At 59.3% G+C, this 15,101-nt stretch carries 13 protein-coding genes and 1 rRNA gene; 7 read left to right on the forward strand and 7 right to left on the reverse strand.

Annotated elements, in window-relative coordinates; translation table 11 throughout:
• The 4 genes from rrf to FFS64_RS00020 all read left to right on the forward strand — a co-directional run.
• Positions 1-86, forward strand: a 5S ribosomal RNA gene (gene rrf / locus FFS64_RS00005); the annotation flags it as partial.
• 147 nt (positions 87-233) lie between these two features.
• Positions 234-893: a paraquat-inducible protein A gene (locus FFS64_RS00010; protein ID WP_137803712.1), complete on the forward strand. Its 660-nt coding sequence runs from the start codon at positions 234-236 to the stop codon at positions 891-893.
• Positions 880-1,503: a paraquat-inducible protein A gene (locus tag FFS64_RS00015; RefSeq protein WP_095192896.1), complete on the forward strand. Its 624-nt coding sequence runs from the start codon at positions 880-882 to the stop codon at positions 1,501-1,503. Before FFS64_RS00010 ends, FFS64_RS00015 begins: the two co-directional genes overlap by 14 nt.
• On the forward strand, positions 1,496-3,799 hold the full coding sequence (locus tag FFS64_RS00020) for an intermembrane transport protein PqiB (RefSeq protein ID WP_137803713.1): 2,304 nt from the start codon (positions 1,496-1,498) through the stop codon (positions 3,797-3,799). The genes FFS64_RS00015 and FFS64_RS00020 overlap by 8 nt, the downstream gene beginning before the upstream one ends.
• Before the next feature lie 154 nt (positions 3,800-3,953).
• On the opposite strand, the gene mksF is transcribed toward FFS64_RS00020, so the two are convergent.
• The 3 genes from mksF to mksB are packed head-to-tail and all read right to left on the reverse strand — an operon-like array spanning position 3,954 to position 8,762.
• A complete protein-coding gene (gene mksF / locus FFS64_RS00025; protein ID WP_137803714.1) occupies positions 3,954-6,794 on the reverse strand; it encodes an Mks condensin complex protein MksF in 2,841 nt (946 codons plus the stop codon).
• Positions 6,791-7,492 carry an Mks condensin complex protein MksE gene (gene mksE, locus FFS64_RS00030; protein ID WP_137803715.1) on the reverse strand — a complete coding sequence of 234 codons (702 nt, stop codon included), beginning with the start codon at positions 7,490-7,492 and terminating at the stop codon, positions 6,791-6,793. The genes mksF and mksE overlap by 4 nt, the downstream gene beginning before the upstream one ends.
• Entirely contained in the window at positions 7,482-8,762 is a 1,281-nt protein-coding gene (gene mksB, locus FFS64_RS00035) for an Mks condensin complex protein MksB (RefSeq protein ID WP_171017032.1), read from the reverse strand. Before mksB ends, mksE begins: the two co-directional genes overlap by 11 nt.
• A 219-nt stretch (positions 8,763-8,981) precedes the next feature.
• On the opposite strand from mksB, the gene FFS64_RS00040 reads away from it, so the two are divergent.
• Positions 8,982-9,728 carry an energy transducer TonB gene (locus FFS64_RS00040; RefSeq protein ID WP_137804020.1) on the forward strand — a complete coding sequence of 249 codons (747 nt, stop codon included), beginning with the start codon at positions 8,982-8,984 and terminating at the stop codon, positions 9,726-9,728.
• Positions 9,721-10,173 (forward strand): ribosomal protein S18-alanine N-acetyltransferase, encoded by a 453-nt coding sequence (rimI, locus tag FFS64_RS00045; protein ID WP_007978046.1) that lies wholly within the window; start codon positions 9,721-9,723, stop codon positions 10,171-10,173. Before FFS64_RS00040 ends, rimI begins: the two co-directional genes overlap by 8 nt.
• 108 nt (positions 10,174-10,281) lie before the next feature.
• Here the strand turns inward: rimI and FFS64_RS00050 are convergent, their stop codons facing one another.
• Positions 10,282-10,674, reverse strand: a complete 393-nt coding sequence (locus FFS64_RS00050) for a serine kinase/phosphatase (RefSeq protein ID WP_137803717.1) — start codon at positions 10,672-10,674, stop codon at positions 10,282-10,284.
• A gap of 140 nt (positions 10,675-10,814) precedes the next feature.
• Between FFS64_RS00050 and can the strand changes: the two genes are divergently transcribed.
• A complete protein-coding gene (gene can, locus FFS64_RS00055) occupies positions 10,815-11,459 on the forward strand; it encodes a carbonate dehydratase (protein WP_095192903.1) in 645 nt (214 codons plus the stop codon).
• Between the two features lie 85 nt (positions 11,460-11,544).
• Here the strand turns inward: can and FFS64_RS00060 are convergent, their stop codons facing one another.
• From FFS64_RS00060 to FFS64_RS00070, 3 genes are all read right to left on the reverse strand, one after another.
• Positions 11,545-12,060: an SET domain-containing protein-lysine N-methyltransferase gene (locus FFS64_RS00060; RefSeq protein ID WP_137803718.1), complete on the reverse strand. Its 516-nt coding sequence runs from the start codon at positions 12,058-12,060 to the stop codon at positions 11,545-11,547.
• A gap of 142 nt (positions 12,061-12,202) precedes the next feature.
• Positions 12,203-13,375 carry a hypothetical protein gene (locus FFS64_RS00065; RefSeq protein WP_137803719.1) on the reverse strand — a complete coding sequence of 391 codons (1,173 nt, stop codon included), beginning with the start codon at positions 13,373-13,375 and terminating at the stop codon, positions 12,203-12,205.
• Between the two features lie 112 nt (positions 13,376-13,487).
• Positions 13,488-14,906, reverse strand: coding sequence for a short-chain fatty acid transporter (locus tag FFS64_RS00070; protein ID WP_137803720.1), 1,419 nt, complete (start codon positions 14,904-14,906; stop codon positions 13,488-13,490).
• Positions 14,907-15,101: the final 195 nt, after the last annotated feature.

Below are 15,101 nucleotides of genomic sequence, written 5' to 3' on the forward strand. Positions count from 1 at the left end.
GATCCCATCCCGAACTCAGAAGTGAAACGATGCATCGCCGATGGTAGTGTGGGGTTTCCCCATGTGAGAGTAGGTCATCGTCAAGATTAAATTCCGAAACCCCTATCTGCGTATGCAGGTAGGGGTTTTGTTTTGCGTGCAAGAAAAGCACGGTTGCCCGCGCACAAATTTGCACAGTTATTTTCTATTCGGGACACTAGAATAGGTCCAACTATTTCGGAGCCAGAGCCTTTATGCCAGATCCGGTTGACGCCTCCGGGCTGTCAGAATTACCGCTGGACGATTTGGTGGCATGTCATGAGTGCGACTTGCTGATGCGCAAGCCCGAGCTCGCCCATGGCGAGAAAGCGCTGTGCCCGCGCTGCGGTTACGAGCTTTACGCCCATCGATACAACGTCGTGCAGCGTAGTCTCGCCTTGGTGATTGCGGCACTTTTGTTATACGTCCCGGCGAACTTTTTACCCATCATGCAGCTCAATCTACTCGGGCAGTCATCGCAAGATACTGTCTGGAGCGGTGTTGTCGGCCTTTTCAACACGGACATGCAAGGCGTTTCCGTGATTGTGTTCCTGTGCAGCATGGGCATTCCGCTGCTCAAGTTGCTTTGCCAGCTGGTCGTCCTGCTGAGTATCCGTTTCGATATTGGACGCAGCTACGGTTTGCTGCTCTACCGTATTTATCACCATTTACGAGACTGGGGGATGCTCGAGGTTTACCTCATGGGCGTACTGGTGGCGATCGTCAAATTGGCAGATATGGCGGCCATGACCGTAGGTCTCGGGCTGGCTTGCTTCATCGGTTTGTTATTGGTTCAGGTCTGGTTGGAGGTCGTGATGTCGCCTCACCAGATCTGGCAGGCACTGTCAGGAGAGGATGCCCATGCGGGCGATTGATGCAGGTATTCTGATTTGCGCGGAATGCCATGAATTGAACAGGCAGGAAGCTGATACCGACGAGCAGACCTGTACTCGTTGCGGTGCGCTGGTTCATGCCCGACGCCCGAACAGCCTGGTGCGCACTTGGGCATTACTGATTACCGCGGCAATTCTCTACATACCGGCCAATGTGTTGCCGATCATGACCGTCAGTTCTCTGGGTAAAGGCGACCCCAGCACCATCATGTCCGGTGTGATTCAACTGGTTCAACACGGCATGATACCCATTGCCGCCGTGGTGTTTATCGCCAGCATCCTGGTGCCTACCTTCAAACTGGTAGGTATCGCTCTGCTGCTGTATTCCGTCCAACGCCACCAGCCACTCTCGGCCCGGCAGCGCATCTGGATGTATCGCTTTATCGAGTTCATCGGTCGTTGGTCGATGCTCGATATCTTTGTGATCGCCATCCTGGTGGCGGTCGTGAATTTTGGACGGCTTGCCAGTGTCGAGGCGGATCTCGGCGCTATCGCGTTTGCCAGTGTGGTGATTCTGACAATGCTTGCCGCAGTAACTTTCGATCCCCGACTGATTTGGGATAACACGGAGTCGGACGACGACCATGACTGATTTGCCTGTAGCGAAAACCCGACCGGCCTCGAACTGGTCTGCGATCTGGGTATTGCCCCTGATCGCCTTGATCATCGGCGGCTGGCTTGGCTGGCGTGCCTATACCGAAACCGGCATCGAAATTCAGGTGCGCTTCGAAAGCGGTGAAGGTATCCAGGCCAACAAGACTGAAGTGGTCTACAAAGGCATGTCGGTCGGCAAGGTGAAGACACTCAAGCTCGATGATGAAGGCAACTCCAAAGGTGTGATCGCCACTGTCGAGATGAACAAGGACGTGGAGCAATACCTGCGTACGAGTACGCGCTTCTGGCTGGTCAAGCCGAGCGTGACCCTGGCCGGTATTACGGGTTTGGAGACCCTGGTCTCGGGTAACTACGTCGCGATCAGCCCGGGTGAGGGTGAGCCTACCCGCAAGTTCAAGGCGCTGGCTGAAGAGCCGCCGCTATCCGACGCTCAGCCGGGTCTGCACCTGACAATCAAGGCCGATCGATTGGGTTCGCTGAATCGCGGCAGCCCGGTGTTCTACAAGCAAATCAAGGTCGGTCAGATCAAAAGCTTCGTGCTGTCCGAGGACCAGAGCACCGTTGAGCTCAAGGTTTTCATCGAGCCGACTTATGCCAAGCTGGTGCGTAAACACACGCGTTTCTGGAACGCCAGCGGCATCAGCATCGACGCCAATCTGTCCGGTGTGAAAGTCCGCAGCGAGTCCCTGGCGAGCATCGTTGCCGGCGGTATTGCCTTCGCCACACCGGAAAACCGCAAGGACAGTCCACCCACCGACCCGAGCCTGCCATTCCGTCTTTACGAAGACTTCGATGCGGCTGCGGCCGGGATCAAGGTGAAGGTCAAACTCAGTGACTTCGAAGGCCTGCAGGCCGGTCGCACACCGGTAATGTACAAAGGTATCCAGGTCGGCACGCTCAAGGCGCTCAAGGTCGATCCGGATCTGTCCACCGCCAGTGCCGAATTGACGCTGGACCCGTTGGCCGAGGACTACCTGGTCGACGGCACTCAGTTCTGGGTGGTCAAACCTTCGATCTCCCTCGCCGGCATCACTGGTCTAGAGGCCTTGGTCAAGGGTAACTACATCGCCGTGCGTCCCGGAGACAAAGGTGCTGCGCCACAACGTGAGTTCGTGGCACGACCAAAAGCACCTCCGCTGGATCTGCGCTCGCCGGGCCTGCACCTGGTGTTGTTCACCGAGAACCTCGGCTCGCTGGAGGTCGGCAGTCCGGTTCTCTACAAACAGGTCAAGGTGGGGTCGGTTCAGAGCTATCAGTTTTCGCGCAAGAAAAACCAATTGGTCATCGGTGTTCACATCGAGAAGGAATACGAAAATCTGGTCAACGCGTCGACCCGGTTCTGGAACGCCAGCGGCATAACGCTGACGGGCGGGCTGACCGGCGGGATTCAAGTCAAGAGTGAGTCGTTGCAGAGCCTGATGGCCGGCGGCATAGCCTTTGAAACACCGGAGGCCAAGGCGCCGTTGCAGAGGCGCATACCGCGATTCCGGTTGTTCGCCAGCCATGAAGACGCCACGCAAAAAGGCGCGGTGATCACGCTCAAGGTTGACCGTGCCGATGGCCTGCGCGTCGGGACGCCAGTTCGCTACAAAGGGCTGGATGTCGGCAAGGTTGAAGACGTCGACCTCAGCGATGATCTGCAATCTGTGCTGCTGACTGCACGCATCACTGAAGTGCCTGAACGTATTGCGCGGGTCGGCAGCGAATTCTGGGTGGTCAAACCGGAGCTGGGACTGATCAAAACGTCGAACCTGGAGACGTTGGTGACAGGGCAGTACATCGAGGTACAGCCCGCACAGAAGAACCTTGGCCCGCAGAAAAACTTTGCCGCACTGGCAAATCCCCCCGAGAGCGCCAAGGCCGAAGCCGGGTTGAGTCTTGTCTTGAGTGCTGCCCGTCGTGGCTCTTTGAAGGCCGGGGTGCCGGTAACGTATCGTGAAATCACGGTGGGCAAGGTGACCGGGTATGAACTGGGACAGACCGCGGATCGGGTGTTGATCCACATTCTGATCGAACCGAAATATGCGCCGTTGGTGCGTAGCGGTACCCGCTTCTGGAATACCAGTGGTTTTGATTTTGATGTCGGTCTGTTCAAAGGCGCGACGATGCGTACCGAGTCGCTGGAAACCATGATTCAAGGTGGCGTCGCGTTTGCCACTCCGGACGGCGATCGCATGGGCGGTGCGGCGCAGCCGGAGCAGACATTCCCGCTGTTCGATAAGTTTGAAGAGGAATGGCTGACCTGGGCGCCGAAGATTTCCCTCGGTAAATAGCAGGGTTTGATAGGTCGCCTGCCTGTAATGACGCCTTCGCGGGCAAGCCCGCGAAGGGGCCGTCAAACACAAAGAAAAGCTAAAAGAACACCCACAAAAAAGGCCGCGATCCATATTGGATCGCGGCCTTTTTGTTGCCATCAGTTAAAGCAAATCAAACCGCATCCAGCTCCGGCTCATCCGCTTCGACATTGACCGTCGCCTTCACCTGATCGTGACGGCGAATGTACTTCCAGTCCGCTTCGTCGATGTAGATGCCGGCCGGGCCGCTGCCGCCTTCCAGGTCGATGGCGACACTGGCGCAGACTTGCGGCTTCACACTGGCCAGGATCGGCACGAAGCCCAGTTGCAGACTGGTTTCCAGCAGGGCTGCCTGGTTCTTCTCGTCGATGTCCGCTGCCTCGTCGAGGTAGTACGGCAAGCGCACACGCCCGGCCAGGTCACGATCCATCAAGTGCAGCAACAGGTACATGTTGGTCAGCGCCTTGATGGTCATGGTGGTGCCGTTGGACGCGGCGCCGTCGATATCGGTGTGGATCACCGGCTGACCGTTGACCTTGGTGATCTCGAACGCCAGTTCGAACAAGTCCTTGAGGCCGAGTTGGTTGTGGTTGGCGGCTACCAGCCGTGCCAGGTATTCCTTGGCTTCTTCGTTCTTGTTGTCCTGTTCCGCGTTCTGGCTCAGGTCGAACACCGACAGCGTCTCGCCTTCTTCGTACTGGCCGGCGCTGTGGATGATCTGGTCAATGTGCTTGAGCGCTTCCTTGTTCGGCGCGAGTACGATGCGGAAGCTTTGCAGGTTGGAGACCTGACGCTTGTTGATCTCGCGGTTGAACAGCGCCAATTGATGCTCGAGGCTGTCGTAGTCGCTGCGAATGTTACGCAGCGTCCGCGCGATGTCGGTCACGGCTGCACGGCGGGCCTTGCCCAGGGTCAGGGCTTCATCGGTACGGTGCGCGTAAGCGTTGATCAGCAGTTGCAGGCGACGCTCCATATCGTCTTCGCTGTCGAATTTGGCCACGCCCTTGAGGCGAACCTGTGCGTACAACGCTTCGATCTGGCCGTCGGCACGTAGCAGGCCTTGCCAACTGTCCTGATAGTCGTTGAGCAGCGGCAGCAGGTTGTCCATGGAATCGTCGACCGGGTCCATGAATGGCGTGCCGAATGGCAGGTCCGCCGGGAGCAATTGACGGCGGCGCAAGGCGTCGTCGAGGGTGCGTTGCTTGGCTTCCATGTCGGCGATCTGCCGGCCGACCAGTTGCAGCTTGGCCGACAGTTGCTGAACGCGCTCGGTGAAGGCGTCGCTGGAACGCTTCAATTCGTCCTGCGCGGCTTCCATTTGCGCCAGCTGTTCCAGCTTGTCGCCTTCCTCGGCGCTCAAGGTCTGAGCGCGACGGAAGTCTTCCAGCGCCTTCTGTGCATCCAGCACTTGCTGGTACAGCGCTTCAGTCTGGGTCTTGCTCGCGGCGCGGTCGGCGGCTACGGCTTGCTGGGTTTTCAGTTGCTTGAGTTCTTTGTCCAGACGCTCTTTCTGATCGCGCAGTGCCGCACGGTCGGCCAAGGCTTGCAGGGCTGGCGGCTCGATGTGCGAGAGGTCGATCGACAGGCCCGGCACTTCGAAGCGCTCGCCTTTGAAACCGTCGAGAATCAGCTCCACGGATTTGACCCAGTCGCCGTTGTCGTCCAGCGCAATCCCGTGTTCACCCAGGGGCAGGCTGAACAGCGCGCTGTTGAACAGACGCATCAGGCGCTCGACATCCTGCTGCGAAAACTCTTCGCGCAAACGGGCATAGCTGTTGTTGTCGGCGTGATCGAGTTGTTGCTTGACCGACTTCAGGCGTTTTTCCAGATCCCGCAGACGCTCATCCAGGTCTTCGGCGCTGAACTGACGGGATTGCGCCAATGCGCCGGCCAGTTCGTCGTGAGCATCCTTGGCCGCGAGCAGTTGTTGCTCCAGCACTTTGACGTCATCGACCAGGGCAAAGCGATGCTTGAGCACCGACAATTCGCCGAGCCAGCGCTGGATGCCGCTGATTTCCCGTTCCAGACGCATCAGTTCCTGGGTGCCGCCACGCTGGTCGTTTTGCAGGTCGTCCTGCTCGCGACGGTAGTGCTCGGCCTGAATGGTCAGCTCTTCCTTACGTGCACTGGCGTAGTCCGACCAGGTGCCGAGCAGCGAGTCGAGCAGCGGCGACAGGCGATGCAGTTTGCCGCGCAACACGTCGCGCTGTTTCACGCCGTTTGCCAGTGCTTCGACCAAGGGGCCGGCGGCGACCAGCGAGTTGTAGTCCTGCTCCATGCGTCGTACGTCGCGGAAGGCTTCTTCGCACGCGGCGATGTAATCCACGCTGCCGGAACGCAGGCTGTGTTCGAAGGCATCGAGGAACAGCTGCTTGAGCTTGGCCGCGGTAATTTCGCGCATATGCAGCAGGTTGATGAACAGTGCGCGGAAGGTTTTAAGGCTCTGTTCGCTGGTGGAGCGCAGCGGGATCAGCGTCAGGTCCAGCGGAATCGACGTGTGACCGCCGACCAGCAGACGGCGCAGTTCGTCCGGCTTGAGTTCGTAGGCCTTCAGGCCTTCACGCTCGAGGTTGGTGAACAGTTCTTTCTGGCGCAGGCAGGTGTCGTTTTTCTGGTAATGGGCCAGGTCCAGCTTGCCGGCGTAGGCAAAGAACTGGTGACCGAAACCGCCGCCAGGGCCGCGGCCGACCACGCCAATCACATGCGGGCCATGGGGTAGCGAGACTTCCACCAGGATGTAACTGGTGTCCGACGCGAAGTAGAAGCGCCGGGATTGTTCCAGGCTGTACTTGCCGAAACTCATGTCGGACATACGCGCCAGGATCGGGAACTGCAGCGCGTTGATCGATGCGGATTTACCGAGGTTGTTCGCGCCGTAAACCGACAGCGGCTCTTCCAGCGGAAACAGGCCGAGGCTGTAGCCGGCGGTGTTCAATAGGGCAAAGCGGCGGATGCCGTAGCGTTCCTTGCTCATGCGTCGAGCTCCTGTTCTTCGGCGATGGCGCGGGCCAGAGCGTCTTCTTCGCTTTCGCCTTCGAATTCGCTCAGATCAAGCGGATCGTCGGTCTGCAGCAGTTTTTCGTCACTGTCTTCGTCGATCAGCACCGGCGCTGGCAATGGCAGCACGCTGTGCAGACTGGCGGCCAGGTCGCGGTCCTGCTGAACCGACAGGCAGACATCGAGGAAACGGTGCATCGGCGGTAGAAAACGGTAGACGCCGTTTTCTTCGCTGGCAAAACCGAGTTGGGTCATGCGGCGCATGATCTTTTCTTCCAGCTCGTCCTGGGTCTGCACTTCGGCCTGGATAAACAGGTCGCGGTACTTTTCCAGCAGCGACGGCAATTCATCGCGACCGAGGCTACCACCGTCGAGCACGGCGATCGGGTCTCGGCCCTGGTCGGCCAGGTGTTCGACGAGAATGAAGGTGAACAGCGCCAGGCGCTGCGCAGTCTTGTTCACCGCCGCGGCGGCGAGGTCCGGCACGAAGTAGTAGAAACCACGGGTGTCGCACACCAATTCAAACCCCAGGGCCTTGAACAGCGTGCGGTACTGGTCTTGAAAGTTCGACAGTTGTGCGTACAGCTCCGGGTCGCGGCGGCTGACGTGGTAACCCTTGAACAGCTCGCGAAAGATCGGCGCCAGCTGGGACAGTTCGGATAGATCAAGGTGCATATGGAGTGCTCGCAGAATTCTCGGAGGTGTCATCACCGGCCGAGAGCAGGGCGAAGGAGCGCAGGCTGACCTGGTGCTCGTGTGTGTAGTAATCGCGGCGTTCCAGGCGTTCGCGCTTGAAGCGTTTTTCCCGGGACAGGCGCGAGAACCAATACAGCAATTCGTCGGTGGCGCCGTCCGGCTCCTGCTCCAGCAGCCAGGTCATCAGGTCCGGCATCGGCAGGGCGTCTTCGCAACGGTCGAGCATCTCCCGGACCGTGCGTGGCGCGCGCGGGGCATCACCGCCCTTGTGCGTCTTGTGGGCCTTGGGGAACCGCGCCGGTTTCGGTTCGAAACGGGCCAGGGCGTAAACGTAGGCCTCGACCTGACTGGCGCTGCCGAGGAAAGTACTTTGCGGCCGAGTGAACATTGGCATGGCCGCTTGTGGCACGGCGTCGATGCCTTTGCGACGAATCATCGACAGGGCCAGCGCGGCGCCACGGGTCACGGCGTTGTGCCGGCGCGCTTCTTCACGCAGCGGCAGCAGCAGTTCACGGGCGTGACGCAGGGTCAGCTGGGCACTGGTCTGCATTTCGAGGATGCGTGCGTGGGTGCGCAGCAGCATGTCGTCGTCGACCAGGTGGCCGAGGCGTTGCTGTTCGGTGAGCATCTTCAACAGGACGTTTTCGACCTTGCGCACACCTTGTTCGAAAGCGCCGTCGGCATTCACCAGTTGGATCATCGGCTCGACGTATTCGTCCCAGGTTGCCAGCACTTCTGCATAACGCTGGCGCAACGGGATCTGTCGGTCGCTGGTCTTGGCCCGTTCGGCGACGGCCACCAGGGCCTGTTCATCATTGGCGAGTTTTTTCAGTACGTCGCGCACGCGCATGTCGAGCAGGCGCAATTGGCGGGCCAGGTCGTTGCCGTCGCGGATGTCGAAGGCGTCCTGGATGTAACCGGCCAGGCGTTCGAGATGGCGCAGGTAGGCTTCGATTTCCAGGCACAGGCCCAGGCGGTGTTCACGGCGCAGGTAGGCGAGAAAGTCGTGAATCTGCGCGTTGAGCTCGAAACGGTTCGGGCTTTTTGCCACGGGAACCAGAATGTCGAGCCGAATCCACACGTCCAGCAGGCTGGTGATGTCCTGCGGCGTACTGTCCAGTTGCTGGGCGGCCAACTGTGAACGCAATTCGTTGAGGCTCAGGGTGCCTTGGTCGAAGTGCTCGCACAGTGGCTCCAAAAGTGCCCAGTGTTCAGCGAGGGCGCGCAAGACGCGCTTGGGTTCGATCATCGGAATGGCCGGCTGGTTGGCGATTAAAAGCCGCGATTGTACTGCATCAGGCGTGATGCGATTCACTCTCGGGACGGACTGTCGCCTTCTTTTTGGTAAGGTGCATCGATCAACTGCAGGCGATCTTGAGCGAACAGCGGTAGAATCTCCGCACTTTAGTTATCCACAAGTGGCTGACCTTTGCTTATCGAGTCCCGTCGCCGCGCCTATCTGAGCGCCATGCAGGTGGTCAACTGGCTACCGCGCACCGAATTGCCCTTTGCTGCGCCGTCGCGGCCCGAATTGCTGGAGCCGCTCGAGCCATTGGTCGTCACCCCGCAAGCGCCAACCCCTATGGTCGATGCTTCCGTGGAACCTGTGGTCAAACCGGCCGAGCGGGCGAAGATCGAGGTGCCGCGGCCATCGCTGGCGAGTACGCGCACCGGGGCCAAACCGGTGGAAGAAGCCGAAGAGGCACCGGTCGTCGCCAAGGTCGCGCCTGTGCCGCCACCGCGTTTCGCCCTGCAATTGCTGCGTGCCGGGCGCTGCCTGCTACTGGTGGAGTTACCCACAGGCGAAGCCTTCCAGAGTCGCGATCCCGCGTATTTGCTGCTCAAGGACATGCTGCGCGCCGCCGGTCTGCCGGACAGCCCGCAGATTGTCGGCGAACCGGTGCGCTGGCCGCTGCTAGTGCGAGGCACCATGGATCAAGGTCCGGAAGCCGCTCGCGACTTCGTGCAGGGATTTCTCTCGGCCCGCCTGGAAGAGGCACCGTGTGTCTGCCTGTGGCTGATCGGCCTCCCGGCGGTGCGTTTTGCCGGTGAGGCGAGCGCCGAATCCTACAACCGCGAACTTCAGGTCGAAGGCCTGGGTTCGGTCTGGGCCCTGCCGGGCCTGGAATCATTAATGGAAGAGCCACAGCGTAAGGCTGATGTCTGGCAAGCCATGCGTCGGCTGATGGCGCGCTGGAAAGAATCGAATGAGTGACGCTGTATCGTTCCGCCCGATGACCGAGGCGGACCTGGAAACCGTACTGAAAATCGAATACGCCGCTTATAGCCACCCCTGGACGCGCGGGATTTTTCTCGATGGCTTGGGCAAGTATCAGATCTGGCTGATGTTTGAAGGTCAGCAGCAGGTCGGTCACGGCGTGGTGCAGATCATTCTCGACGAAGCGCATTTGCTGAACATCACCGTCAAACCGGAAAACCAGGGCCGTGGCCTGGGTTTGACGCTGCTGGAGCATTTGATGTCGATTGCCTACAAGGCTGACGCCCGGGAGTGTTTTCTGGAGGTGCGCGACAGCAATACCGCGGCGTTCAAGTTGTATGAACGCTATGGCTTCAATGAGATCGGTCGGCGGCGGGATTACTATCCGGCGGTGGGTGGGCGCGAAGATGCGGTGGTCATGGCCTGCACCTTGGTCGATTAAGCCCTAAAAGCTTCGCGGTGTAGCCCGCTCCCACAAGGTTTTGTGTCGACGACATAGATCCTGTGGGAGCGGGCTTGCCCGCGAAGGCGTCCTGTCAGACACTGAAGGTCAACGCTTTCTGTCGAGCGGATCACGCCGCGCCAGCTCGGCTTCGTCCAACCCCTTGCCACCTCCGATGTCCTCTTCATCGACAATGCTCAAGTCCCAATCAGCCTGATTGTCTGCACCGGGTTCATGAGCATCCCGGGCACCGTCTTCCCGAATCAGGGTTTCCGGGCTCATATCGTCATCAGTGGGTTCATGGTCTACGGTCATACCACCTACACGTACGCGCCCGCGCGGCATCCGTTGCTCGCGCTCCTTGTCTGTCAGTTCGTCACCGATTTTGGCGCTGGGTTCTTCCTCATCGAAATCCAGTTCGTGCACCGAACCCATGCGGTCTTCGTTATCATCGATGGGCTCCGGTTGCGCCGCATCGTACGGACGTCGTGAATCAGTCATGGCCAATCCTCATACAGTGGGCCTTACTACAGTTGACTCACTGGACACATTAGAATTCCAAGGAAAACACCTGCGATCTTTCCGTGACCCCGACGGGCGGTTGTCTGTCAAAGCAGCAAATCATTCTTGAGGCTCCCAGCATGCACGACTTACAAGACCTGATTGATAACAACGAGCGTTGGGCTGACGCGATCACCAAGGAAGATCCGGACTTTTTTGCCAAGCTGGCCCGCCAACAGACGCCGGAGTACCTGTGGATCGGCTGTTCCGATGCGCGAGTGCCGGCCAACGAAATCGTCGGCATGCTGCCGGGCGACCTGTTCGTACACCGCAATGTGGCTAACGTGGTGCTGCACACTGACCTTAACTGCCTGTCGGTGATTCAGTATGCGGTCGATGTACTCAAGGTCAAACACATCCTCGTCACCGGCCACTATGGCTGTGGCGGTGTGCGTGCCTCGATGCAGGATCGCCAGTTCGGGCTGATCGACGGCTGGCTGCGTTCGATTCGCGATCTTTACTATGAAAAGCGCGAAGAACTCGCGCAATTGGCCACCGAAGAGGAGCAGGTCGATCGTCTCTGTGAACTCAACGTGATCCAGCAAGTGGCCAACGTCGGCCACACCAGCATCGTGCAAAACGCCTGGCATCGTGGGCAGAGCTTGTCGATTCACGGCTGCATTTACGGAATCAAGGACGGTCGCTGGAAAAGCTTGAACACCACCATCAGCGGCTTCGAACAATTACCGCCGCAATATCGCCTGCGTCCGTTCGAGCCACTGTAAAACCCGCAGGAGCTTGCTCGCGATAGTGCTCAGACGTTCACTGCAAAGGTGATTGTAAGTCAGCCATCGCGAGAAAGCGTTGCTCCTACGGCCGGCGCCAGTGTTGTAAAAAACGCTGGCCGTCGGCATTCGGCGTTTCACCGTAGCCTGTAATCCAGCCCCGGCAGTTGTGCGAGCCACAGCGACAGGCGAACTGACGAAGCAGATTTTCTTCGCTGACGGTGTAATCCATTGTCAGCCAGTCGCCTTTCTGGATGTCCTGCAACGCCCATACCCACAGATCAGTCAGTTCAAGATAGACATTGGGATTGCAGGAGTGTCGCAGCAGTCCGCAGAAACGTGGGTCGTAGACGTGCACGCCGGGGGACAGTTGTCGGGTATGTTGGCAGGGATAGGGCAGCAAGTGTCCCGACACCCGACAGATTCGGCTCATTCGGGGAAACTCGCGTAACGCCACAATGGCCACTGGCTTGCCTGTGTTGTTTTTGAGAATCTCGAAGTCGGCGAGAGAGGGAAATCCGAGCTCGGGGGGAATCTCGGGAAATGGATAGACACCCGCAGGTGGTGGTGCAAGAGGCTTGCGCCATGCATTGGCTTTCATAACGATCCTTGTCGGTTGAGTGCTGTGACGTCCATCCGCTGACTATCCTGTCAGCGCTGCAACATGGATACAGCGCAAGCCTCTCGCAGATAACACGGGCGGTCTACTGTCATTACTGACAGATTGACCACCGCTCATCGGTTTACAGCGGCGGAGCGGGCTTCGCAGTGGCGGGCGCTGGTGCCTTGAGTTGTTTGAGCTGGGGCGCGATTGTCGCGGATGCACACTTGGCCACGGCCTGTGCGGTCGTCAGGCTGCGGATCGAGGTGTAGAACAGTTCGCAGGTTTTTTCTTTCTGGGCCACTTGCCAGGTCTGGGTGCAACTTCTGAGTTCAATGTCGGGATTGCTGTCCGGTTGGCTACCCATCGCGGCCTGCCAGCACGCGGCACTCAAATCCTGGCCCATGACTTTCAGGCCCGCCACATCAGCCTTGGCCTTGGCGTCGGTGCCGGTGTAGTTATCGGGGTCGGCGGCATACCAGATATAACTCGGGTGATTGGCACCCAGCACCGGCACCTTCACCCCATCGACGGGGCTGATGGTGGCCAGGCTCAGCACGTTCACGGTCGGCCCGTATTGCTGTTTGACCCAGTTACGCACCGGTGTCCCGAATGCGACCATCGGCAATGCCTCGCCACTGGCGGTCTTGCTGACATTCTTGACCATGGTGGTCTGGTAATCCTTGAAGTAGTCGTAGACCCCTTCCAGATCCTTGCCAGCGTTGGACGGGGCGGCAATCGGAGCGATGTCGATGATGGTCTGGAACCCCGGCGTCTGCTCGGCGGGGATGCCGTTCAGGGTCAGCAGCGAGGCCCAACGATCGGTCGTGGCAGACCTCAGGTAGTCCTGGGCCTGGGTCAACGAATAGTCTGGCGGGAAGTGCAGCAGTTCGACGCTTCTGCGGTTTTCCAGCGCCATGCCCAACGGCAGGAAAAAGTACCAGCTATACGCCCACTTGCCATCGGCATTCAGTTTGCTGGCGCCGTCATAAGCCAGATCGCCGGCCTCGAGCAATGCGGCCAATGGCTTTTCATAGCTTCTGGGTACCCCGATGATTTCAGCGTGAAGCTGACCGTTATCGGTTTTGACCAGGACCTTCGCCTCGCTGTAGCCATCGCGCTGCACGCTTTGAGTCAGGTAATGCTCGACGGTTTGCTCCAGCGTCCAGTTGCGAAAGCAAACCACGTTGCAGTTGTTGGGATAGGCAAACAGGCGGGTGACGCGTTCGGTGCTGCCCAGTTTCAGGCCGATGTCGGCATGGACGGCGGCACTCAGGGTGAGAGCCGCAAGGGTAAGTCCGGCGAATTTCAGCATGCTCAGATCCTTTTCAGCGTGAGTTCCCGTGAGAGGGAGCGCTACATACTGAAATGGCTGATAACACATTTCAAATGCGGGAGCGAATTTGCTTGCTCCCGCAGTAAAAATATTACGGCATCACCGGCGCCGTATACGCCAGCGTCGTTCCCAGTGCCCACAGCAACACCAGCACCAACGGCGTGTGCACCAGCAACTGCACGAACGAGAACCCGATCAGGTCCCGCGCCTTCAACCCCAGCACGCCCAGCAGTGGCAGCATGTAGAACGGGTTGATCAGATTGGGCAGGGCTTCGGCGGCGTTGTAGATCTGCACGGCCCAACCGAGGTGGTAGTTCAGGTCATTGGCCACCTGCATCACGTACGGCGCTTCGATGATCCACTTGCCACCGCCGGATGGGATGAAGAAGCCAAGAATTGCCGAATACACACCCATCAGCACCGCATAGGTGTCGTGGGAGGCGATGCTGACGAAAAAGGTCGAGATGTGGTGGGCCAGGGTCTGTGCGTCGGTACCTTTGACCGTGGTCATCAACGCAGCGATTGAGCCGTACAACGGAAACTGGATCAGTACGCCGGTGGTGGTTGGCACCGCACGGGCCACAGCATCGAGGAAGCTGCGCGGGCGCCAGTGAAGCAGGGCGCCGAGCATGATGAACAGGAAGTTGTAGGTGTTCAGGCCGGAAATCGCGCTGATCGCCGGTTTGGTCGAGAACTCGTGGAACAGCCATCCGGCGGCCAGCAGCACCAGGAGGATCGTCAGCAATGGGCTGTGCTCCAGCCATTCGCCCGGACGGGTGCGCGGTTGCAGGGGCGGCAGGTTGAAACTCGGGTCGACACCGCATGCCTTGGCGTCACGTGCCGAGTGCGCGCCAGGGGCGGTGGCGTAGGCAATGATCAGCGAAATGACCATCAGTGCCAGCAACATCACCCCGGACTGCCAGAGAAAGATCGTCTGGGTGAATGGAATCACCCCGGTGATCGACAGAATCGACGGTGGCAGGCTCGCCGGGTTGGCCTGCAATTGTGCCGCAGACGATGACAGGCCCAGGGCCCACACGGCACCAAGCCCGAGATAAGCCGCGGCACCGGCGGCGCGGTAGTCCATTTTCAGATCGGTACGGCGGGCGAGGGCGCGGACCAGCAGGCCGCCAAAGACCAGCGACAGCCCCCAGTTCAGCAGTGAAGCGACCATGGAAATCAAGGCGACCCAGGCCACGGCGGAACGGCCGTTTTTCGGCAGCTTCGCCAGCCGGTCAATCAGCTTCACCGCCGGTGGCGAACTGGCGACCACGTACCCGCCAATCACCACGAAAGCCATCTGCATGGTGAAGGGGATCAGGCTCCAGAAACCATCACCAAACGCCATGGCGGCGTCGGTGGGTTTGGCGCCCATGACCATGGTGGCCACGGCGACGATAATCACCGCCAGGGCGGCAAACACCCAAGAGTCGGGGAACCAGCGTTCGGCAAAGCTTGAGCAGCGCAGGGCAAAGCGGGCGGAGCGGCTATCTTCGATATCAGCGGCCACGGGAGTACCTCGGATTTTTATGTTTGTTGTGGTCTTCGGGGCGGCAGGACGGCCCGTCTGGACAGGCGCTAACAGTAAAACAAGCGGAGGTTTTTTTGGGGGCTGTTTTGCGGCAATGGGACTTTGGTCTAACGGGTTGTCCACAGGCGCATTTGCGTAGACCATGGGCGCCTTGGTTTTTGCCTGTGCCAGAGT

Source organism: Pseudomonas sp. G(2018) (genome assembly GCF_005502415.1).
Classification (GTDB): domain Bacteria; phylum Pseudomonadota; class Gammaproteobacteria; order Pseudomonadales; family Pseudomonadaceae; genus Aquipseudomonas.